Here is a 21,060-nt window from a genome sequence, read left to right as displayed (position 1 = left end):
CATGGCACGGCGAGCGTTATATTTAATGGTTGAGCGCTTGCAAGAGCAAGAGCAAGCCGCAGTAAAAGATATGGCCGAAGCGCAGCAGCAGCTTAGCGAGTTTGAAGCACAGTTGGCTCACCTAGAGCAGTATCGCCGTTCTTACCTTGAGCAAGCGTTAGCAAAGGGCGTAGATGGCTTTTACGCAGATAGCTTTCACCAATACCAATTGTTTATTCAAAAGCTTGAGCAAGCCAGTGTGCAGCAGGGTAAAAGTATTGAGCAAGTAAAGAAAAACGTATTACTCAAACGTAATCAGTGGTTAGAGCTACAAGCTAAACGAAAAGCTATGGAGTTTCTGATTGAAAAACAAGTGAAACAGCAGCAGCAAAAACAGCACCGCGAAGAACAAAAGCTACTTGACGAATATGCGTTATATTCTCACCTTCGAGGCCAAGCCTAGCGCTTAGGCATAAAATATGCTTTGTTTTTTTCGAAATGAAAGATTAATGGCTAGTTAGCCTAGGGCAAATAAGCCTAAAGCTGGAAAAGACTAATTGTAAGGGCAAGTAACAATATGGAATTTCTGTTAAACGATGCAGGCAATGCCAAGCAGTTATCATCACTAGGAAGTGCAACTCTTAGCCCTTCTGAAAAGGGTGACGATTTTGCTAAATTAGTTAAAGAATTAGAACAACTTCCTAAAGCCGACAGCCCTGTAAAAGCCGCTGTAGAAAAAGAATATGCTAAAGGTGCGGAGTTTGATTCTAAAAAGGCTGTGGATAGCCCCGCAGAGCCCAGTCCTAGGGACTTACTTAAGCAACTCGATACGGCCAAAAAAGCGGCCGACGATATTGAAAAGGGTAATGTTGAGTCCGCTAAAAATGCTATTCCCATTGACCTTGTTAGTGAAGATGAAGCTGTAGCTGATTCTGCCGAAAAAACAGTTTCAGACAGTTCTTCATTAACGCAGGACTCAGAAACCAAAGAAAGATTAAACAGTAAGGCTGAACCAGAGCCAGAGTCTGCAGTTAAAGCAAACAGTGCTGGAAAAAGCGAAACTGATCCTGATATAGCTCAAGCAGCAAATAAACAAAGCGGCAGTGAATTGCCGCTTAACTCTGCTGCGTCTGATGATGCAGACGATACAAAAGCCTCATCTATACTGAGTAGCGAAACTAAAACATCAAATACAAGCTCCAATCAACTTGGCGTTTCTTCATCGAAAACTGACAGCACAATCAGTGTAGAGGGAGAGACCAACAAAGCTAACCCACAAAGTGCTAAAGACCTAACAGACTCAAAAGTGCTTAGTGAAGCCGCTAACGCGAAAAGTATTACAGACACAGGCGCTGCAGAAGTTAGTGGGAGTAAAGCGATTAAAGGCACTGAAGGCGAGTTAGATAAATCTGCAAAACTTGGCGTTTCGGCTAACCAAGTCGAACAACAAAAAGCTACCGAAAAAGAATTAAACAAAACCACTGCTTTTGTTAGCGGTGCGGTAGTTAAAGATACTGATAAAACGCTACAGAATAAAGTTGAAAGCGAACCGCTTAAATCCGCCAGTGGTAAAGAGGCTGATACGCTAAAACAGGCTAATGCTGGGGTAGACAGTAAACAAGATAAAGCAGCGCAGATAAACTCAGATACTAATAAAGGTGAGCCACTAAACACTCAAGTTGATGCGCGAGCTAAACAAGCCGCTAAAGTTTCATCTTCAGAGCAAGTGGTTATTCAGCAAACGGCCAACGACACGAAAGTGGTGCAAAATGCAGATGCTGGAAAAATGGCTGAAACAAACCTTAATGTTGATGCCAAACATAGCGAGACTAAACCTCCGCTTGCTTCTACTCAGTCAAATTTGTTGACCCCTAAAGCCAGCAGTACAGATGCTTCTCCAACTACTGATAAGTTAGCTGTTGCGACCATCGCAGCGAGCGCAGATAGCACTAGTAAAGATACTAGCGGTGAGCAAAAAGAGCAGCAACATAGTCAAACTCAACAGCATGTAGCGCTAAATCAAACTGAGGCCCCTAAACCGCAAGAACATCACAGTATCTATCGCTCAGCCTCTGGCGCTGATGTAGTCGCTCGCGCGGAGCAGGCAAATAGCGATGTTGCGTTAAAACAAGCGCAGCAAGCAAATCAGATAAACGATAAACAAGTTCAACAAAACGAGCGATTCAATCCGGCTCATTATCAAGCGCCTGCCGAACTAAATCAGCGGGTTCAATACATGTTAAGCCAAGGTATGCAAAAAGCTGAAATCCGTTTAGATCCTGCAGAGTTGGGCAGTATGCATATTCGCTTGCAGATGAACCAAGAACAACAGGTATCGGTACAAATTCAAGTTCAAAACCCTCAAGCTCGTGAAGCCTTAGAACAAACCATGCCGCGTTTACGCGAAATGTTACAGCAGCAGGGTATAGAATTAGGACAAAGCCAGGTGAATCAGCAAAATCAAGGCAATGCTTCGCAGCATGGTCAAGGTCAAAGCGCGGGAAGTGGACTTGCTGGAAATATTGACAATATTGACGACGCCGGTGAGCAAGACTTGAGCGCCTTGGTGGCAAACCAAGCAAACAGCGATGGTATAGACTTTTACGCCTAGTTTATTTGCTAAAGGCGCTGTTGAAGCGCCTCTTAACTGTGTAATAATGAAATCAGTTTAGCAAAAAGTTCATGGAAGCATAAATGGCTGAAGAATCAGAATTAAAAGTAGAAGATGATGAAGGTGGCAGTAAGAAGAAGCTGATCATCATTATTGCCGGTGTCGCGGTATTAGTTATTGGCGGTGTTGTCGGCTTTTTGTTGATGGGCGGTGAAGATGAAGCTCCTGCAGCTGCAACCCCCACTGAAGAAGTGACTGCTAGCGTTACTCATGAAGCATTATACGTGGGGATGCCGCGACCATTTGTCTTCAATATTGTGGGTGACCACAGAGATCGTTTGGTACAAATCAAAGTACAATTATTGGTGCGTGGTACTGCCAATGAAGCTGATGCGAAGCTACATATTCCTTTGATTGAAGGCACTTTACTTAACGTATTTAGCTCCGCTAGCGTTGAAGACATGTCTACTCAAGAAGGCAAAGATAGCCTACGTGAAAACTCGCTAATCGAAACACAAAAAGCATTAAAAGAAATTACCGGTAAAGTTGTGGTAGAAAAAATATTGTTTACCGGCTTTGTGATGCAATAAAGGAACAATGTGAGCGATTTATTAAGCCAAGACGAAATTGATGCGCTGCTACATGGTGTTGATGATATAGAAGAAGACATCATTGAGCCCGAGATGTCGGGCAGTGTGGTGGAGTTTGACTTTTCTTCTCAAGACCGAATTGTTCGTGGTCGCATGCCAACCCTTGAGTTGGTTAATGAACGTTTCGCACGGCACATGCGCATTAGTTTGTTCAACATGATGCGCCGTACCGCTGAAGTATCGATTAATGGCGTACAAATGATTAAGTTTGGCGAGTACGTGCATACTTTGTTCGTACCTACCAGTTTAAACATGGTTCGTTTTCGTCCACTCAAAGGCACCGCCTTGGTGACCATGGAAGCGCGACTGGTTTTCATTTTAGTTGAGAACTTTTTTGGTGGTGATGGCCGTTACCATGCAAAAATTGAAGGTCGAGAATTTACTCCTACCGAACGTCGTATCATTCAAATGTTGTTAAAAATCATCTTTGAAGATTACGTTGAAGCGTGGGCACCGGTTATGGATGTTGGGTTTGACTACCTCGATTCAGAAGTGAATCCCGCCATGGCTAACATTGTGAGCCCTACTGAAGTGATCGTGGTGAGCTCTTTCCATATTGAATTAGATGGTGGCGGTGGTGATTTTCACATTGCTATGCCTTATTCCATGTTGGAGCCTATTCGTGAACTACTAGATGCGGGTGTTCAGAGCGATAAACAAGATACCGATCAACGTTGGAGCTCAGCACTTAGCGACGAAATAATGGATGTCCCGGTTGGTTTACATACTAAGTTATTAGAAACTGATGTGACATTAAGGCAGCTGATGGAGCTGAAAACCGGCGATGTTATTCCTGTCGAAATGCCAGAAACCGCGATGTTGTTCGTAGAAGATTTGCCTAGTTACCGTGTTAAGTTAGGCCAGCGTAATGAACACATGGCGCTTAAAGTTGATTCAGTGTTAGAGCGTCCTGACACGGTCAAAACTGACCTAGAAATGGTGGTAAGCCGCCGTCAATCTTCTGCAGACGACGAGTAAGATGAATAAGGAAAAAATATGAGTGATCAAGACGATATGGCGGATGAGTGGGCTGCAGCTATGGCTGAAGTAGAGCCTGCACCGTTAGAAGAGTTTGTTGATGAATCGCAACCGATTAGCGAAGAGCAACAACGTAAGCTTGATTCAATAATGGATATTCCGGTTACCATTTCAATGGAAGTTGGCCGTAGTAATATTAGTATTCGTAACTTACTACAGCTTAACCAAGGCTCGGTAGTTGAACTAGACCGCGTAGCAGGCGAACCTTTAGATGTGCTGGTAAACGGTACCTTGATAGCCCATGGCGAAGTAGTAGTAGTGAACGACAAGTTTGGTATTCGTCTGACTGATGTAATCAGTCAGACGGAACGCATTAAAAAGCTCAAATAATGCGCAGTTCACTCGGCTTATTACTTGGTCTATGTGTTGCCTTGCCTGCGGCTGCAGAGCAAGAAATTAACGTGGCGCCCAGCTCTCAAGTTGAATTGCTCTCTTGGATAATGTCTTTAGCTGTAGTGTTGGTGACTATTTTGGTTTGTGCCTGGGTGCTTAAGAAAACCCGACTAAATCAATTTGCTGGCGGCCAGTCTAAAGTTATCACTAATTTGGCACTGGGCACTCGTGAGCGCATCATGGTGGTAGAAATAGGTGAGCAACAATATTTGCTGGGGGTCACCTCCCAGTCAATAAACCTATTAGATAAGTTGGAACAACCACTGGAAGCGAAACCGAATAAAATGAGTGGCCATTTTGCTAAACAGCTGCAAGGGATATTGTCGAAAAATGAAAAGTAAGCTGTTTTACGGTTTATTATTGTGCTTTGCGTTTGTTGCACCTAGCTTTGCTCAAGAAGGTATACTACCTGCCATAACGATGACCACCAACCCCGATGGTGGTCAAGAGTATTCTGTTACTCTACAAGTCTTAGCCTTGATGACCGCGCTGTCTTTTCTGCCAGCGATGGTCATTATGATGACGTCGTTCACTCGAATCGTGGTGGTGATGTCAATTTTGCGTCAGGCCATGGGTTTACAGCAAAGCCCGTCTAACCAAGTCATTATTGGTATCGCTTTGTTTTTAACTTTTTTTATTATGTCGCCAGTGATAGAAGAAGTGAACCAGCAAGCGGTGCAGCCGTATTTGAGTGAAGAGCTTACTTCTATGCAAGCGTTTGAGCGCGCAAAAGAACCGCTTAAAGAATTCATGCTAGCGCAAACACGCCTTACCGATCTAGAAACCTTTGTAAAGATTGCCAAGGTCGAAGTAGGCTCTCCAGAAGAAGTACCGTTTAATGTGCTTATTCCTGCATTTATTACTTCCGAACTAAAAACAGCCTTCCAAATTGGTTTTATGTTATTCATACCATTTTTGGTGATTGATTTAGTGGTGGCCAGTATTTTAATGGCCATGGGTATGATGATGCTGTCCCCAATGATTGTATCGCTGCCCTTCAAACTAATGTTGTTTGTATTGGTTGATGGCTGGAGCCTAGTGATGGGCACCCTTGCAAACAGTTTTGGCGTATAGACAAAAGGAGCCATAGATGGAACCGGAAGTCTTTGTAGATGTATTTCGTCTGGCATTAGGGCAAGTGGTTATCTTAGTGTCTGCTGCGATTATCCCAAGTTTGCTGGTGGGGCTCATTGTGGCTATTTTCCAAGCCGCCACTTCGATTAATGAACAAACCTTAAGTTTTTTGCCTCGTTTGTTAGTCACACTTGCTTCGCTAATGATTGCTGGCCATTGGTTTACCGGAAAGCTGATGGAGCTGTTCTTCACTATGGTTGATATGATCCCTCAGGTTGTTGGTTAGTGGAGTTTCCCTCCGACCTAATTATGGCGTGGATTGGCCAATATCTTTGGGCCTTAACCCGTGTAGCTGCAATGTTAATGGTATTGGCGAGTTTTGGTGGCAAATCGGTTCCTACTCGAGTTCGCTTAATGTTAGCTTTGGCGATTACTTTTGCATTAGTGCCGGTGTTACCAGACGTTCAAGGTATCGAAGTCTTCTCCTTTCAAGCTATTATCGTGATTCTTCAGCAAGTATTAATTGGTGTAGCGATCGGATTTATTTCTCAGCTATTAATGCAAACGTTTGTGGTTGGCGGACAAATTATTGCGATGCAAACCAGCTTGGGTTTTGCCTCTATGGTAGACCCGAATAATGGCCAAAGTACTCCTGTTGTTGGTCAATTCTATTTGTTGTTGGCAACATTACTGTTTTTGGCCATTGACGGGCATCTGCAGCTCATTACCTTAATCGCAATGAGTTTCGAAACGATTCCCATCGGTATGAGCGGTTTAGGCACTATTGATTATCAACACCTTGCTGGTTGGTACTCTCAGCTTTTTCTGGCCGCGCTTGCCTTGTCTATTTCGTCTGTTGTGGCCATGTTACTTGTGAATTTTTCTTTTGGTGTTATGACCCGGGCTGCACCCCAACTGAATATTTTTAGTATTGGCTTTGCGGTAAGTATGTTGTTTGGTTTATTTATTCTTTGGCTCACTATTGGTGGGTTCTTAGCGCACTTTGAACGTCAGTGGGAGGTTGGTCGCAGTACAGCATGTGCTCTATTGCGCATAGGTTGTTAACCTAAGGTCAAATTACTATGGCAGATGACGATCAAGAAAAAACGGAAGACCCCACGGGGAAAAAGCTTGAAGATGCTCGAAAAAAGGGACAGGTCGCTCGTTCTAAAGAATTAGGTACTGCCGCGGTACTCATTACTGCTGCTATCGCCATCATGGCGTTTGGCAGCATGTTGGCTGAATCCATGGTGAAGGTTTTCCAGTTAGCTTTTACGATGACCCGAGAGCAGGTGTATGACGTCAATCTCATGCTTAAGAACATCGGCATTATAGGTATGTTGTTGGTCAAGCCGCTAATGTGGATTATGGGCTTTATTACACTAGCGGCCTTAATTGGCAATACTTTGTTAGGGGGAATGTCTTTTAGTTGGGAGGCAGCCAGGCCAAAAGCCAGTAAAATGTCGCCGCTTCAGGGCTTTAAACGGATGATGGGTCTTCAAGCTTTTGTTGAACTTATAAAAAGTATTGCCAAAGTTGTTGTAATCGCAGGTGTAGTTTGGTTTGTACTGCGTTGGAAGTTCGCCGAAATCCTCACTCTTAGTATGCAGTCGATACCTGGCTCGATTGTTAATGCGTTAGACATGCTGCAATGGATGTTACTAGCCCTAGTTTGCAGCTTGATTGTTATCGTGATTATTGATGTGCCTTATCAAATTTGGAATCACAACAAGCAGCTGAAAATGTCTAAGCAAGAAGTGAAAGACGAACATAAAAACATGGAAGGTAGCCCTGAAGTGAAAGGGCGGATCCGTCGTCTGCAAATGGAAATGGCTGCTCGCCGAATGATGGCTGATGTGCCGCAAGCTGATGTGGTAGTGACCAACCCAACGCATTTTTCTGTAGCACTTCAGTATGACAAAGAGGGTTCTGGTGCTCCTAAAGTGGTGGCAAAAGGGGTTGATGAGGTTGCGATGAAAATTCGTGAAATTGCTCGCCATTATGAAGTACCGATTATGGAAGCTCCTGCGCTCACTCGCTCGTTGTATCACACCACTAAAATTGGTCACGATATCCCCGAAGGTTTATACGTTGCGGTTGCTCAAATATTGGCTTTTGTTTTTCAACTGGAGCAATACCGCAAGGGTAAAGGTAAGCGACCTAAACCGGTGGTTAGTGACTTACCTATTCCCAATGAACTTCGATATTAGTCTCAGTTCTCATCGCCAATCTTATTAAGTAATCGTATTGGCTCGCTTATTGCTTTTCTTGTTTCATCAGTTGTTAGGAAGTCAGTATTTCGTCATTTATGGAATTCATTAATCGTCTCACCAGCTTTAAGCTTCAAGATTTAAAAAAAGTTGATATTAATGTCATAAAAGGTATTGGCACGCCAGTTGTGGTGCTAGCCACCTTAGGCATGGTTGTTTTACCAATGGCTGCATGGCTGTTGGACATACTGTTTGCCTTTAATATTTCCCTCGCTTTAGTGGTATTGCTGGTAGCTATTTATACGAAACGCCCGCTAGATTTTGCTGTTTTCCCAACGGTGTTGTTGATTGCTACGCTACTGCGCCTTGCATTAAACGTTGCTTCAACTCGTGTTGTACTGCTTGAAGGCCACAATGGCGGTAACGCTGCCGGTAATGTTATTGAAGCCTTTGGTTCGGTGGTGATTGGTGGCAACTATGCGGTAGGTTTGGTGGTGTTCCTTATTTTGATGATCATCAACTTTGTGGTAGTAACTAAAGGTGCTGGCCGTATCGCAGAAGTAAGTGCCCGCTTTACTTTAGACGCTATGCCCGGTAAACAAATGGCGATTGATGCCGATTTAAATGCTGGCATCATTGATCAAGAACAAGCCCGTACGCGCCGAGCAGACGTAACTAATGAAGCAGACTTTTACGGTTCTATGGATGGTGCCAGTAAGTTTGTTAAAGGGGATGCCATTGCAGGTATTCTCATTCTGTTTATTAACATTCTTGGCGGCTTTATTATTGGTGTGGCTCAGCATGATTTAACCTTTGCTGAAGCGGCAGAGGTTTATACTTTGCTTACCATTGGTGATGGCTTAGTTGCACAGATACCTTCACTACTCTTATCTATAGCTGCCGCGTTGGTAGTTACTCGTCAAAATACCGAAGCAGACATGGGCGAGCAGGTTAGCTTGCAGATGTTTAGAGACCCGCGGGTAATGATAATCTGTGGTTCAATTTTGTTCATTATGGGTATTGTCCCAGGTATGCCTCATTTGGCATTTCTTACTTGTGCAGCGGTGTGTTTAGGTGCGGCTTGGATGCGTCATAAAGGCGATGCTAAAAAAGCGGCTGATACTTCATTGCAGCCAGCGAGCTCGAGCCCAAGTGCAAGTAGCGAACCAAAAGAATTGGGTTGGGATGATGTCCAGCCAGTTGATGTTATAGGCTTGGAAGTAGGGTATCGCCTAATTCCTTTGGTGGATAAAAGCCAAGGTGGTGAATTGCTGGCCCGCATTAAAGGCGTGCGTAAGAAGCTTTCTCAAGATCTAGGGTTTTTGGTACCAGCGGTGCATATTCGTGACAACTTAGATTTAGGTCCGAATCAATATCGTATTACCTTAATGGGTGTAACTTATGGTGAATCGGAAGTTTTTCATGATAGAGAAATGGCGATTAATCCAGGTCAGGTATTTGGTAAAATTGAAGGCCAGCCTACTACCGATCCCGCATTCGGCTTAGAGGCAGCTTGGGTAGCAACAGAGCAACGCGAGCACGCTCAAACTCTTGGCTACACTGTCGTTGACTCTGCTACGGTGGTTGCCACCCACTTGAGCCAACTCCTTACCAATAATGCATCTAACTTGCTCGGTCATGAGGAAGTACAGAATCTACTAGATATGTTAGGTAACAACTTGCCTAAGTTAGTAGAAGGTTTGGTGCCAGATACGATGACGCTATCTACAGTGGTTAAAGTGCTGCAGAACTTACTCAACGAAGGTGTGCCTATTCGCGATGTACGCAGTATTGTACAAACCTTGGTGGAATACGGGCCGAAAAGCCAAGACCCAGATATTCTCACTGCTGCTTGTCGTATTTCTTTGAAACGTTTAATTGTGCAAGAGCTAATTGGCAGTGAAGCTGAATTGCCGGTTATCACCTTGTCTCCAGACTTGGAGCAGATATTGCATCAATCTATGCAAGCAGCAGGTAATGATGGTGCTGGAATGGAACCTGGTTTGGCAGAGAAGTTACAAGTTTCACTTAACGAAGCCTGCCAAAATCAAGAGTTGGCTGGTCAACCCGCTATTTTGTTAACCTCGGGAATTTTACGCTCAAGTATGTCCCGATTTGTTAAAACAGCGATGCCAGCACTGAGGGTTCTTTCTTATCAAGAAGTACCAGAAGATAAACAAATACGTATTGTGAGCTCAGTAGGGCAGTAGCCTGAAGAGTCTGACAAAAGGAAGGTGAACAGTGAAAATGAAACGCTTTTTTGCGAAAGACATGCGAACTGCATTAGCCGAGGTAAAAGAAACCTTAGGCAGTGATGCGGTAATTATGTCGAATAAAAAGGTCACTGGCGGCATTGAAATTGTTGCTGCAGTTGAACCTTCCAATTTAAAGAACAGTGCTGCAGAGAGCAGCAGAGAGCTGGCGGAAGACAGCGTCAAATTATCGTCCCGGAATCCCGCTGCGGCAAAGAAAGCGCCAACAAACCAGCATCCTGGTCATGATTTTGACGAAAATGCCAGTTTGAAAGATAACTTAACCAATTTCATGCAGCGTCATCAAAAGCGCCAGCAAGAAAACTTGCAGCAATCTACCTTAAAACAGCAGCAACAATCGCAGCGCCCTCGTACCGTTCAAGCACCGCGTTCTTTAGCTCAGCAACAGGGCTGGGTGCAACAAGGTTCTATATCAAGTCAACCAACTCAATCCCGTTCTGCTCAGCAGCCTAAGCAAGATGCTGCTGGAAATGAAGTGGGTGAGTTGAAGAAAGAAATGGCAGCGATGCGCAAGTTACTTGAGCACCAAGTCTCTGGCTTGATGTGGCAAGAAGTTGAGCGTCAAGAACCGGTTCGAGCAATGCTCATTAAGCAATTGCAGCTAGTCGGTTTTGATGAGGACATGGCTGACCAAATCGCCGGTTATATTCCTGAAGAACTTGGTGTGCAAGAAGGCTGGCAGCATTTACGTGAGTTGCTCGCAAACCAACTTCCGGTCGGCCAAGATGAAATTCTGCTTAAAGGCGGTGCAATCGCTTTATTAGGGCCAACGGGCGTGGGAAAAACCACTACTATTGCCAAATTAGCCGCTCAGTTTTCTATGCGTCATGGCGCAGACAGTGTAGCGATGATTACCACCGATACTTACCGAATTGGCGCGCATGAGCAACTTGCTACCTATGGGAAAATTATGGGTTGTGCGGTGCGGGTTGCTAACGATGAAGAAGAACTATCTCAATTATTGTATCAATTTAAAGACAAAAAACTGGTGCTGATTGATACTGCCGGTATGAGCCAACGAGATTTACGTTTACACGAACAACTCGACAAGTTAGTTAAGAATAGCCGTGTGAATATACGTAACTATTTGGTGATGTCAGCTAATGCTCAACGTCGTGTTATTGAAGAAACCGTGAATCAATTCCAGCGAATTCCTCTTGCGGGTACCATACTTACGAAGTTAGATGAAAGCTTGGCCTTAGGCGAGGTTTTAAATGTCACCTTGCGCCACGCTCTGCCAATCAGTTACGTTACGCATGGCCAGCAAGTGCCAGAAGATATTGCAGTTGCCGAGCCAGCCAAGTTAATTGAGCAAGCACTGTCAGTAATTGATACTCAGTCTCAGCAACATTTTTGGTTTAGTGAAACCGAACAGCAGAAGGTTTCAGATGTATTCTAAAGACAACGAATTTGATCAAGCTAGCGGCTTAAGAATGATGCAACAAAAAAATAATGTGAAAGTTATCGCTGTAACCGGTGGTAAAGGTGGTGTTGGTAAAACCAACGTTACCCTAAATATGGGCATTGCTATGGCAGCCCAAGGTAAGCGTGTAATGGTGCTGGATGCCGACTTAGGCTTGGCAAATGTAGATGTACTACTAGGCCTACGCGTAACCAAAAACTTATCGCATGTACTATCAGGCGAGTGCACATTGGATGAAGTGCTCGTAAAGGGGCCCAACGGTATATTAATCGCCCCAGCAACTTCTGGTACGCAATCTATGGTTGAATTGAGCCCGGCAGAGCATGCAGGGTTGATTCGCGCATTTAGTAGCTTGAAAACTCCCATTGATATATTGCTGGTAGATACTGCCGCTGGTATTTCCGATATGGTGCTGAGCTTTGCTAAAGCCTCGCAAGATATCTTGGTTGTGGTTTGTGATGAACCCACATCGATTACTGATGCGTATGCTTTGATTAAACTATTATCTAACAAGCACGGCGTATACAAATTTAAAGTAGTGGCAAACATGGTTCGTAGTCTGAGAGAAGGCCAAGAACTGTTTGCTAAACTCACTCGTGTTACCGATCGCTTTTTAGATGCCACCTTAGAACTCGTATCGTGTATTCCATATGATAACAATGTTCGACTCGCTGTACGTAAACAGCGCGTCGTGGTTGAAGCGTACCCTAAATCTCCCGCTTCTTTAGCCTTTCGCTCTTTAGCGAGTAAAGGAGCTACTTGGCCGATTCCGGAACAAGCTGGTGGCCATTTAGAATTCTTCATCGAGAATCTTCTCGAATTCGGACAACGTAAAAATAGAGAACAGCTTAGTGAATAAAGTTGCCGCTTATGCCAGCGCTAGTGACACTAATGTGTTGGTGGAACGCCATGCAAATTTGGTAAAACGGATAGCGCACCATTTAATGGCGCGCCTACCGGCTAGCGTAATTGTTGATGATCTCATTCAGTCTGGAATGATTGGTCTTATCGAAGCTGCGCGTAATTTTGATGGTACCAAAGGTGCGAGTTTCGAAACCTATGCCGGGATCCGTATTCGTGGCTCAATGCTTGACGAAATTCGTCGTGGTGACTGGGTACCACGTTCTGTGCATAAAAACAGCCGCGCTATCAGTGAAGCTATTAACGCAGTTGAAAAAGAAAAGAATGGTGATGCCAAAGATGCTGAGGTTGCTGCTAAGCTGGGTGTAAGCCTAAGCGAATATCATTCAATGTTGTCTGACGTAAACTGCGGCCGAATTCTTGGTATTGAAGATCTTGGCGTGAGCGAAGATGTTATTTCTAGTGATGAAAGTCGCGAGCAAAATCGACCGTTTGAAGGCTTTGCTAATCAACGCTTTCAACAATCGCTAGCCGACTGCATTAAAGGCTTACCAGAGCGCGAAGCGCTAGTATTATCGCTCTATTATGACGAAGAACTTAATCTTAAAGAAATTGGCGAAGTATTAACCGTAAGCGAGTCAAGAGTCAGTCAAATACATAGCCAAGCGCTTGCTCGAGTCAAAACTCGAATGCGAGATTGGACACAATAGAGAAATTCATCCTTACAAATATGATAAAAGATGGACTAAAATTGTGTTTATTAAGGCATAATATCTTTATTACATAAATTTTTAGCCCGTTTTGAGGCTTGCAAAACATCCTGTTGGGGGACGTACCTTGGATAAAAATATGAAAATTCTGGTTGTTGATGATTTTTCAACAATGAGAAGGATTATTAAAAACCTACTTAGAGATTTAGGTTTCAACAATACTCACGAAGCAGATGACGGTAATACCGCGTTGCCAATGCTTAAAGGTGGGGACTTCGAATTTGTAGTGACCGATTGGAACATGCCGGGTATGGAAGGCATTGATTTATTAAAGAATATTCGTGCCGACGAAAGCTTGTCTCATTTACCTGTGTTAATGGTTACGGCAGAAGCGAAACGCGAACAGATTATTGAAGCCGCACAAGCCGGCGTAAATGGTTATATTGTAAAACCTTTCACAGCTGCCACACTAAAAGAGAAGCTAGATAAGATTTTCGAAAGATTACAATAATAAAGGAAGATGTGTGAGCACTGATACTCCGATCATCTCATTAGCCGATGCCAAAGCTTTGGTGTTGCTACTTGAAGAAGGAAACGTCTCCGAGGCGAATCAATTTGTCAGTGAGCTGTGTGCTCCTAAAGCCAACCTGTTGTTTGACAAAGTTGGTCAGCTCACGCGTCAACTTCACGATTCATTAAATGATTTCAAGCTAGATATTCGTATTAATGAATTGGCTAATCAGGAAATACCTGATGCAAAAGAGCGGTTAAACTATGTAATAGAGATGACCGACCAAGCCGCTAATAAGACCATGGATGCGGTTGAATCTGGCCTCCCTATTGCCGATCAATTAACCAGTGAAATCAACGATATTATGCCTGTTTGGCAAAGTTTGATGGAACGAAGAATTGAAATTGGTCAATTTAAAGCGCTATGTCACCAAATCGATATTTTCCTTAATAGTTCTTCAGCAAATGCCGATAAACTACGAAGTATGTTAACTGAAATATTGATGGCTCAAGATTTTCAAGACTTAACTGGGCAAATGATTCGTAAAGTAATCACCTTAGTTCAAGAAGTTGAAGAAAGTTTAGTGGAAATGCTGACCTTGTTTGGCAATGATAAAGCCGAAGTTATAGAGAAAAAAGCTCCTGCAAAATCGGCCATTGAAGCCGAAGGGCCAATATTAAATAAAGAGCAAAGGGATGACGTTGTTAACGATCAAGATGATGTTGATGACCTGTTATCTAGTTTAGGATTTTAAGGGAGTAGCGCATGTCGTTTGATGTAGATGAAGACATCTTACAAGACTTTCTCGTAGAAGCGGCGGAGATCCTTGAGCAGCTGTCTGAACAGTTGGTTGATTTAGAGAAACGTCCAGATGATAGTGACTTATTAAATGCTATCTTTCGCGGCTTCCATACCGTAAAAGGTGGCGCAGGCTTTTTGTCTCTTACCGAGCTTGTCGATGTTTGTCATGGTGCAGAGAACGTTTTTGACACCTTGCGTAACGGTGGGCGGGGTGTCTCGCCAGAGCTGATGGATGTTATTCTTGAAGCTCTTGATGCTGTTAATGATATGTTTGCTCAAGTGCAGGCTCGCGAACCGTTAACACCAGCTTCTCCTGATATTATTGACCGCCTGCATCATCTTTCTCAACCTGAATCCGCAGATGAAGCTCCAATTGCCGCCGCTGAGCCCGAGCCAGTAGCCGTTCCTGAACCTGTCGCTCCAGCAGCTGATAGTGGGAACATTGATGAAATCAGTGATGATGAGTTTGAACGTTTACTTGACGAGCTTCATGGTAGCGATGCGCCTAAGCCTGCTGCTCCTGCGCCGAGCGCGGCCGCTCCGGCTAGTGACGGTGATATTTCCGATGACGAGTTTGAAAAACTTTTAGATGAGTTACACGGTTCTAAAGCACCTAGTGCAGCAGCGCCCGCTCCAAAAGCTGCCGACCCCGCGCCCGCAACTAGCGGGGAAGAGATTGGCGATGACGAATTTGAAAAGCTATTGGATCAGCTACATGGTGCTGGAAAAGCACCTGACGTTAAGCCAGCCGCTCCAGCCAAGCCCGCAGCAGCTGTCGCGAAACCTCCTGCTGCGGTTAAGCCCGCTGCTCCTGCGAAGCCAGCTGCTAAAGCTGCGCCAGCCAAAGCAGAACCCGCTAAAGCTCCTACCAAGCAAGCTGTACCTCAAGGTGAAACGACTGTTCGTGTTGATACACGTACACTTGACGACATCATGAATATGGTTGGTGAATTGGTATTAGTTCGAAATCGCTTAGTCAGCCTTGGCCTAAATAGTAACGATGAAGACATGTCTAAAGCCACTGCCAATCTAGATGTAGTGACGGCTGACTTGCAAGGCGCGGTAATGAAAACCCGCATGCAACCTATCAAAAAGGTGTTTGGACGTTTTCCTCGAGTAGTACGAGATCTAGCTCGTAGCCTTAAAAAAGATATTAATCTTGAGTTGGTCGGCGAAGAAACTGATTTAGATAAGAACTTAGTTGAAGCTTTGGCCGATCCATTGGTCCACTTAGTCAGAAACTCCGTAGACCACGGTATAGAAATGCCAGATGAGCGAGTGGCTTCAGGCAAACCTCGTACTGGTGTTATTCGTTTATCAGCCTCGCAAGAAGGTGACCACATCCTATTGATGATTGAGGATGATGGCGCAGGTATGAATGCCGATAAGCTTAAATCAATTGCTGTTGAGCGCGGCGTGTTAGATGCCGATGCGGCAGCAAGAATGCCAGATAAAGATGCTTACAGCCTGATTTTTGCGCCAGGTTTCTCAACCAAAACCGAAATTTCTGATATTTCTGGTCGTGGTGTAGGAATGGACGTGGTGAAAACCAGTATTACTCAGCTAAACGGCTCAGTAGATATTGACTCTCACCTTGGTCAAGGCACCACTTTACAGATTAAAGTCCCGTTAACCTTGGCTATTTTGCCTACCTTGATGGTTGATGTAGGTAAACAAACCTTTGCATTGCCATTAACCAGTGTGAACGAAATATTCCACCTAGATTTGACCAAAACCAATGTGGTTGATGGTCAAGAAACGGTTATTGTTCGCGATAAAGCTATCCCGCTTTTCTATTTACAAGATTGGCTGATTAGAAATGGTCAACCTGGTGAACGAAGCTCGCAAGGGCATGTAGTGATTGTTCAGATCGGCCCTCAGCAAGTTGGCTTTGTAGTTGATAACCTTATTGGCCAAGAAGAAGTGGTCATTAAGGCCTTAGATCAATTATTGCAGGGCACGCCTGGCATGGCTGGTGCAACAATCACCAGTGATGGCCGCATTGCATTGATACTTGATATTCCTAGCTTACTAAAACGCTACGCTCGTAAAATGTAAGCGTTGCCTCTAAGAAGAACCGAGAATGGCAATAAAAGTATTAGTAGTTGATGATTCAAGTTTTTTCAGACGTAGAGTTAGCGAAATAATCAACGCAGACTCTACGCTTGAAGTTATTGATACCGCTAAAAATGGCCGAGAAGCTATTGATATGGTTGCTCGGCTAAAGCCCGACGTGATTACCATGGACATAGAAATGCCGGTAATGGACGGCATTACCGCTGTTCGCGAAATCATGGCTAAAAATCCAACGCCCGTTTTAATGTTTTCATCTTTAACGCATGATGGCGCTAAAGCGACCTTAGATGCGCTTGAAGCTGGTGCGCTAGATTTTATCCCTAAAAAGTTTGAAGACATCGCGCGTGATAGAGAAGAAGCCGTTAGTTTATTGCAACAGCGAGTGAAAGCTATTGCACGGCGCCGAGTGGTAGCAAGAAGAACCGCTAGCCCGTCAGCGCCGGCAACAACTCGTCCTGTGGTGGCTCAGAGAAGAACTCCTGTTTCATCAGGAGCTAGCAATGCTAGCCCTCCGCAGGCCACAGAACGCGCAAGCGTTAGCCCAAGGTTTAAACCTTCAGGTAAACGTTATAAGTTAGTTGCTATTGGCACCTCTACGGGGGGGCCAGTTGCACTGCAAACCATCTTAACCTCGATTCCTGCTGGTTTCTCAAAACCGATTTTGTTGGTGCAGCATATGCCCGCCACCTTTACCGCTGCCTTTGCTCAACGCTTAAATAGTTTGTCACGGATTAATGTAAAACAGGCTGAAGACGGCGATGAACTTAGACCTGGTTGGGCTTATTTAGCTCCGGGTGGCAAACAAATGTTAGTGGAAGGGCGCGGGCAATATGGTCGCTTACGCATCATTGAAGGTAACGATAAGGTAAATTATAAACCTTGCGTGGATATAACTTTTGCCTCTTTAGCTAAAAGTCATCAAAGCAATGTATTGGCGATGATCCTCACTGGAATGGGGGCCGACGGCCGAGATGGCTGTCGTTTGTTAAAAGAAAATGGCTCAACTATTTGGGCGCAAGATGAAGCCAGTTGTGTGGTATACGGTATGCCTCAAGCGGTTGCTAGCGCTGGTCTTGCTTCTGAGCAAATGCCTCTAGAGCAATTTTCTGATGCGATCGTTGCGGAAATAGGGAATGGATAAACTTAGCATCTTAGGCGTATTTATTGCGTTCTCTGCTGTTGGGTTTGGTCATACTTTTGCGGGCGGAAACCTTTCAGATTTAGTTAACCTGCATGCATTTATTATTGTTATTGGCGGCACTGTTGGAGCCGTTATGCTACAAACCCCGGCATCTCAATTTACTCAAGCAATTAAGTCTATTCCTAAAGTCTGGCAATCAAGCGATTTGATATTGAATCACCAATTCAAGCAAATTTTAGATTGGTCTCATATTGTTAGGAAAGATGGTTATCTTGTTTTAGAAAAACACCAACAAGCTGATGCTTTTAGTTTATGTGGTTTAGAAATGTTGGTTGATGGTGCAGAGCCAAGGCAGCTAAAACAATCGTTAGAAGATATTATCGACTTAGAACAAAACCGTTTAGAAAAACAAGCCGGAGTATTTGAAGCCATGGGCGGATATTGCCCAACTGTTGGTATTTTAGGGGCGGTGTTAGGCTTAATTCAGGCCATGGACTTTTTAACCAGCCCTGAACAGCTAGGTCAAGGCATCGCAGTCGCCTTTGTGGCCACCATTTATGGCGTTGGTTTTGCTAACTTTGTTTTTTTACCTATCGCTAATAAATTGCGAGCAGTCGCAAGCGAGCGCGCTATTTATCAAGAAATGACCTTGGCCGGTTTAGTGTCGATAGCCGAAGGGGCAAGTAGTATTGAAATCCAGCGCCGCTTGAGCGCATTTACTCAAGAGTTGACTTAAGATGCGACGCCGCTATGCGGTTCACGCTAAACCCAAGGCTAGTAGTGAGCGTTGGTTAGTATCTTACGCCGATTACATGACGTTGATGTTTGCATTGTTTGTAGTCTTGTATGCGATGGCTATTGCCAATGAAAACGAATATCCCGAATTGCAACAGCGCTTACAGCAAGCCATTGCCTTATTCGAGGAGTCAGATTCAGCGATTTTACCTATTGAATCAAACAGTGCTGCTAATAATGAAGAAGGTATATTGTTCTCTGGTGAATCTATACTGGAAGGTATTTCTCCGGCTAAAAAAACGCCCGTTCATTTCAGTGAAAATGATCATAATCCAGCATTAGACGAATTTTCAGAATTAGCCGAGCAATTAGTCTACGAATTTAAAGGTTTTCTAAAAAGCGACGATATAGTAATAAGTTATGATGAACAGTGGCTGACTATCGAATTAGACAGTCGTTTGTTTTTTGCCAGCGGTAGTGCTTATTTATTAAAACCAGCAACGCAAGTTATCGATCAACTAGCTGATCGGCTAAAACATACCGATAATTTTATTCGAGTGCGTGGTTATACTGATGAGACGAGTATAGATAGTGAACTTTATCCAAGCAATTGGGAGCTTTCGGCAGCAAGGGCTACACGAGTATTACGTGAGTTACAAAGCCGCGGAGTTACTCCCGCTAGAATGGCGATAGAGGCATTTGCAGAGTACGCACCAGAAGGTTGGGCTCAAGGCAATCGACAAAACAGACGCGTTGTTATCGCGTTGTCGAGTAAGGTATGGGAATCGCCTGTGGTTGCTAAACAAATAGACGTTCCAGCGGGTGAAGAGTTAGATAAGCCCTTAAGAAAACCCGATAGTGATACCATGTTAGCCGTGCCCATTGAGGGCGGTGGCGTTCGATTTACGACAAGGCAGGAAGAATAGGTGAAAGTTTGGACGGTTGCTAATCAAAAAGGCGGTGTAGGTAAAACTACCACGGTGATTTCGCTTGCCGGTTTATTAGCTCAGCAAGGTAAGCGGGTGTTATTGCTTGATACCGATCCCCACGCATCGTTAACTAGCTATTTGGGTTTTGATGTAGATAGCGTGCAAGGAACCCTATACGAGCTTTACCAAAATACCCAGCTTGACGATGCAATGGTAACCCACAGTATTCAGGCCACTTCTTTTGATAATCTTGATTTAATTCCCGCCAGTATGGCCTTAGCAACCTTGGATAAAGTGCTAGGGCAGCGAGAAGGTATGGGCCTAATTCTTAAGCGTATTTTGGCTAGAATTGAGCATCAATACGACTACGTTTTAATTGACTGTCCGCCAGTATTAGGTGTAATGATGGTGAATGCGCTAGCCGCCAGTAGCCGAGTGTTAGTGCCAGTGCAAACAGAGTTTCTAGCCATTAAAGGTTTAGAACGTATGGTGAAAACCCTCGCCATTATGCAGCGTTCTTGCCCAGAGCCTTTGCGTTACACGGTCGTGCCAACCATGTACGATAAACGAACCCGCGCTTCGCTAAGTGCATTAAAAGAGCTACAAGAAACTTACCCTAAGAATATCTGGAACTCAGTGATTCCAATTGATACCAAGTTTAGAGATGCCAGCTTGCGTCACGCGCCGCCTTCATACCATATAAAAAATTGTCGTGGAGTATTTGCCTATCAAACCTTGCTGGCGCACTTGCAGCAAATGACCGATGAGCAGGGGCTGCTATGAATAGCGACAAAATGATGGAAGAAGCATTAGGCAGTTATTTCGACTCTTTGTTAACAGAGCCTAATCAAGCACCTGAAAAAGCAGATGCTGAACCTATTGTTGAAGTAGCCAATCCACCAGAGCCGCAAATAAAACCTTTAGCTAAATTATTCGAAGAAGCTGAGCTGCGAGTTGCTGCTGTTGCCGAAGCCAAACCGGTTTTATTGCCGATTGCAGAGATTCCCGAACAAGCTCCAGAAGTTGAAGAACAACAAGAAGCTAAAGAGCAAATAGTTGTTGAAGAAGAACAGCATGTTGAAACTCTGGTAGATACTGAGTTTCAACCAGCGTCTGAGTCAGTTCCGCCTGAATGGCAAAATATAGAAACTGAAAATGATTTTCAGGTGCTATTCTTTGAAGTAGCTGGAGTGACTTTTGGTGTTCCGCTAACTGAGCTAGGTGGTATTCACCGTATATCCGAGGTGAGCCCCTTGTTTGGTAAGCCAAATTGGTTCTCGGGCATAATGATTGAGCGAGAACAAAAGTTATCGGTGGTTGATACCGCAAAATGGGTGATGCCAAATCAGCCTTTTGAACCCGATTACAAATATTTAGTGATGCTTGGGGAAACTGCTTGGGGCTTAAGTTGTGAAAAGCTGTTTGGTACCGAGCGTCTTACCAGAGACGATGTTAAGTGGCGTTCGGAACCCGGTTCCAGACGTTGGTTAGCGGGAATGGTTAAGCAAAAAATGTGTGCTTTGGTTCACGTAGAAGAGTTACAGAAAATGCTGAGCGAAGGCGTGAATATCGAAGGGCAATAAAATAGTGAGACACGGCTAGGTTTCTTAAGTGGAAAGAGTAGGAAAATCTGCCGTTTAGTTTT

General features: G+C 44.2%; 22 protein-coding genes. All 22 read left to right on the top strand.

What is annotated here, in order from left to right; translation table 11 throughout:
* The first annotated feature begins 1 nt into the window (after window position 1).
* The 22 genes from fliJ (at window position 2) to ACLD71_RS19370 (ending at window position 20,998) form a co-directional block, all read left to right on the top strand.
* Window positions 2-442, top strand: a complete 441-nt coding sequence (gene fliJ / locus ACLD71_RS19475; RefSeq protein ID WP_161985056.1) for a flagellar export protein FliJ — start codon at window positions 2-4, stop codon at window positions 440-442.
* Between the two features lie 114 nt (window positions 443-556).
* Window positions 557-2,590: a flagellar hook-length control protein FliK gene (locus ACLD71_RS19470; protein WP_411991718.1), complete on the top strand. Its 2,034-nt coding sequence runs from the start codon at window positions 557-559 to the stop codon at window positions 2,588-2,590.
* An 83-nt stretch (window positions 2,591-2,673) separates the two neighbouring features.
* Window positions 2,674-3,180 (top strand): flagellar basal body-associated protein FliL, encoded by a 507-nt coding sequence (fliL, locus tag ACLD71_RS19465; RefSeq protein WP_137671402.1) that lies wholly within the window; start codon window positions 2,674-2,676, stop codon window positions 3,178-3,180.
* A 9-nt stretch (window positions 3,181-3,189) separates the two neighbouring features.
* Entirely contained in the window at window positions 3,190-4,218 is a 1,029-nt protein-coding gene (gene fliM, locus ACLD71_RS19460; protein WP_137671401.1) for a flagellar motor switch protein FliM, read from the top strand.
* A gap of 18 nt (window positions 4,219-4,236) precedes the next feature.
* On the top strand, window positions 4,237-4,608 hold the full coding sequence (gene fliN / locus ACLD71_RS19455) for a flagellar motor switch protein FliN (protein ID WP_137671400.1): 372 nt from the start codon (window positions 4,237-4,239) through the stop codon (window positions 4,606-4,608).
* Complete coding sequence (gene fliO / locus ACLD71_RS19450) at window positions 4,608-5,012, top strand: flagellar biosynthetic protein FliO (RefSeq protein WP_411991717.1); 405 nt, start codon at window positions 4,608-4,610, stop codon at window positions 5,010-5,012. The genes fliN and fliO overlap by 1 nt, the downstream gene beginning before the upstream one ends.
* Window positions 5,002-5,745 (top strand): flagellar type III secretion system pore protein FliP, encoded by a 744-nt coding sequence (gene fliP, locus ACLD71_RS19445; protein WP_137671398.1) that lies wholly within the window; start codon window positions 5,002-5,004, stop codon window positions 5,743-5,745. The genes fliO and fliP overlap by 11 nt, the downstream gene beginning before the upstream one ends.
* 16 nt (window positions 5,746-5,761) lie before the next feature.
* Window positions 5,762-6,031, top strand: a complete 270-nt coding sequence (locus tag ACLD71_RS19440) for a flagellar biosynthetic protein FliQ (protein WP_303514280.1) — start codon at window positions 5,762-5,764, stop codon at window positions 6,029-6,031.
* Complete coding sequence (gene fliR, locus ACLD71_RS19435; RefSeq protein WP_411991716.1) at window positions 6,031-6,810, top strand: flagellar biosynthetic protein FliR; 780 nt, start codon at window positions 6,031-6,033, stop codon at window positions 6,808-6,810. Before ACLD71_RS19440 ends, fliR begins: the two co-directional genes overlap by 1 nt.
* A 17-nt stretch (window positions 6,811-6,827) precedes the next feature.
* Window positions 6,828-7,955 carry a flagellar biosynthesis protein FlhB gene (flhB, locus tag ACLD71_RS19430; RefSeq protein ID WP_411991715.1) on the top strand — a complete coding sequence of 376 codons (1,128 nt, stop codon included), beginning with the start codon at window positions 6,828-6,830 and terminating at the stop codon, window positions 7,953-7,955.
* A 98-nt stretch (window positions 7,956-8,053) separates the two neighbouring features.
* Window positions 8,054-10,165: a flagellar biosynthesis protein FlhA gene (gene flhA, locus ACLD71_RS19425; RefSeq protein WP_235836126.1), complete on the top strand. Its 2,112-nt coding sequence runs from the start codon at window positions 8,054-8,056 to the stop codon at window positions 10,163-10,165.
* A gap of 37 nt (window positions 10,166-10,202) precedes the next feature.
* Window positions 10,203-11,627: a flagellar biosynthesis protein FlhF gene (gene flhF, locus ACLD71_RS19420; protein ID WP_411991714.1), complete on the top strand. Its 1,425-nt coding sequence runs from the start codon at window positions 10,203-10,205 to the stop codon at window positions 11,625-11,627.
* Window positions 11,617-12,510 carry a MinD/ParA family protein gene (locus ACLD71_RS19415; RefSeq protein ID WP_137671393.1) on the top strand — a complete coding sequence of 298 codons (894 nt, stop codon included), beginning with the start codon at window positions 11,617-11,619 and terminating at the stop codon, window positions 12,508-12,510. The genes flhF and ACLD71_RS19415 overlap by 11 nt, the downstream gene beginning before the upstream one ends.
* Window positions 12,503-13,222 carry an RNA polymerase sigma factor FliA gene (locus tag ACLD71_RS19410; protein ID WP_303514292.1) on the top strand — a complete coding sequence of 240 codons (720 nt, stop codon included), beginning with the start codon at window positions 12,503-12,505 and terminating at the stop codon, window positions 13,220-13,222. Before ACLD71_RS19415 ends, ACLD71_RS19410 begins: the two co-directional genes overlap by 8 nt.
* 127 nt (window positions 13,223-13,349) lie before the next feature.
* Entirely contained in the window at window positions 13,350-13,733 is a 384-nt protein-coding gene (cheY, locus tag ACLD71_RS19405; RefSeq protein ID WP_084681816.1) for a chemotaxis response regulator CheY, read from the top strand.
* A 13-nt stretch (window positions 13,734-13,746) separates the two neighbouring features.
* Window positions 13,747-14,487 carry a protein phosphatase CheZ gene (locus tag ACLD71_RS19400; protein WP_137671391.1) on the top strand — a complete coding sequence of 247 codons (741 nt, stop codon included), beginning with the start codon at window positions 13,747-13,749 and terminating at the stop codon, window positions 14,485-14,487.
* 11 nt (window positions 14,488-14,498) lie between these two features.
* Entirely contained in the window at window positions 14,499-16,592 is a 2,094-nt protein-coding gene (locus tag ACLD71_RS19395; protein WP_411991713.1) for a chemotaxis protein CheA, read from the top strand.
* Window positions 16,593-16,617: 25 nt separating this feature from the next.
* Window positions 16,618-17,751 carry a protein-glutamate methylesterase/protein-glutamine glutaminase gene (locus tag ACLD71_RS19390; protein WP_411991712.1) on the top strand — a complete coding sequence of 378 codons (1,134 nt, stop codon included), beginning with the start codon at window positions 16,618-16,620 and terminating at the stop codon, window positions 17,749-17,751.
* Window positions 17,744-18,487 (top strand): flagellar motor protein, encoded by a 744-nt coding sequence (locus ACLD71_RS19385; protein ID WP_411991711.1) that lies wholly within the window; start codon window positions 17,744-17,746, stop codon window positions 18,485-18,487. The genes ACLD71_RS19390 and ACLD71_RS19385 overlap by 8 nt, the downstream gene beginning before the upstream one ends.
* A 1-nt stretch (window position 18,488) precedes the next feature.
* On the top strand, window positions 18,489-19,412 hold the full coding sequence (locus ACLD71_RS19380; RefSeq protein ID WP_411991710.1) for a flagellar motor protein MotB: 924 nt from the start codon (window positions 18,489-18,491) through the stop codon (window positions 19,410-19,412).
* Window positions 19,413-20,198, top strand: coding sequence for a ParA family protein (locus ACLD71_RS19375; RefSeq protein WP_137671386.1), 786 nt, complete (start codon window positions 19,413-19,415; stop codon window positions 20,196-20,198).
* A complete protein-coding gene (locus ACLD71_RS19370; RefSeq protein WP_411991709.1) occupies window positions 20,195-20,998 on the top strand; it encodes a chemotaxis protein CheW in 804 nt (267 codons plus the stop codon). The genes ACLD71_RS19375 and ACLD71_RS19370 overlap by 4 nt, the downstream gene beginning before the upstream one ends.
* Window positions 20,999-21,060: the final 62 nt, after the last annotated feature.

Origin of the sequence: Agarivorans sp. DSG3-1 (genome assembly GCF_046774965.1) — a bacterium.
In the GTDB taxonomy this organism is placed as follows: Bacteria; Pseudomonadota; Gammaproteobacteria; order Enterobacterales; family Celerinatantimonadaceae; genus Agarivorans.
This window is presented reverse-complemented; position numbering and strand designations above follow the sequence as displayed.

What these genes read in the sequence shown, in the direction of transcription:
- fliJ (WP_161985056.1), top strand. Translation starts at nt 2, where the DNA reads ATGGCACGGCGAGCGTTATATTTAATGGTTGAGCGCTTGCAAGAGCAA.
- ACLD71_RS19470 (WP_411991718.1), top strand. Translation starts at nt 557, where the DNA reads ATGGAATTTCTGTTAAACGATGCAGGCAATGCCAAGCAGTTATCATCA.
- fliL (WP_137671402.1), top strand. Translation starts at nt 2,674, where the DNA reads ATGGCTGAAGAATCAGAATTAAAAGTAGAAGATGATGAAGGTGGCAGT.
- fliN (WP_137671400.1), top strand. Translation starts at nt 4,237, where the DNA reads ATGAGTGATCAAGACGATATGGCGGATGAGTGGGCTGCAGCTATGGCT.
- fliO (WP_411991717.1), top strand. Translation starts at nt 4,608, where the DNA reads ATGCGCAGTTCACTCGGCTTATTACTTGGTCTATGTGTTGCCTTGCCT.
- fliP (WP_137671398.1), top strand. Translation starts at nt 5,002, where the DNA reads ATGAAAAGTAAGCTGTTTTACGGTTTATTATTGTGCTTTGCGTTTGTT.
- ACLD71_RS19440 (WP_303514280.1), top strand. Translation starts at nt 5,762, where the DNA reads ATGGAACCGGAAGTCTTTGTAGATGTATTTCGTCTGGCATTAGGGCAA.
- flhB (WP_411991715.1), top strand. Translation starts at nt 6,828, where the DNA reads ATGGCAGATGACGATCAAGAAAAAACGGAAGACCCCACGGGGAAAAAG.
- flhA (WP_235836126.1), top strand. Translation starts at nt 8,054, where the DNA reads ATGGAATTCATTAATCGTCTCACCAGCTTTAAGCTTCAAGATTTAAAA.
- flhF (WP_411991714.1), top strand. Translation starts at nt 10,203, where the DNA reads ATGAAACGCTTTTTTGCGAAAGACATGCGAACTGCATTAGCCGAGGTA.
- ACLD71_RS19415 (WP_137671393.1), top strand. Translation starts at nt 11,617, where the DNA reads ATGTATTCTAAAGACAACGAATTTGATCAAGCTAGCGGCTTAAGAATG.
- ACLD71_RS19395 (WP_411991713.1), top strand. Translation starts at nt 14,499, where the DNA reads ATGTCGTTTGATGTAGATGAAGACATCTTACAAGACTTTCTCGTAGAA.
- ACLD71_RS19390 (WP_411991712.1), top strand. Translation starts at nt 16,618, where the DNA reads ATGGCAATAAAAGTATTAGTAGTTGATGATTCAAGTTTTTTCAGACGT.
- ACLD71_RS19385 (WP_411991711.1), top strand. Translation starts at nt 17,744, where the DNA reads ATGGATAAACTTAGCATCTTAGGCGTATTTATTGCGTTCTCTGCTGTT.
- ACLD71_RS19380 (WP_411991710.1), top strand. Translation starts at nt 18,489, where the DNA reads ATGCGACGCCGCTATGCGGTTCACGCTAAACCCAAGGCTAGTAGTGAG.
- ACLD71_RS19370 (WP_411991709.1), top strand. Translation starts at nt 20,195, where the DNA reads ATGAATAGCGACAAAATGATGGAAGAAGCATTAGGCAGTTATTTCGAC.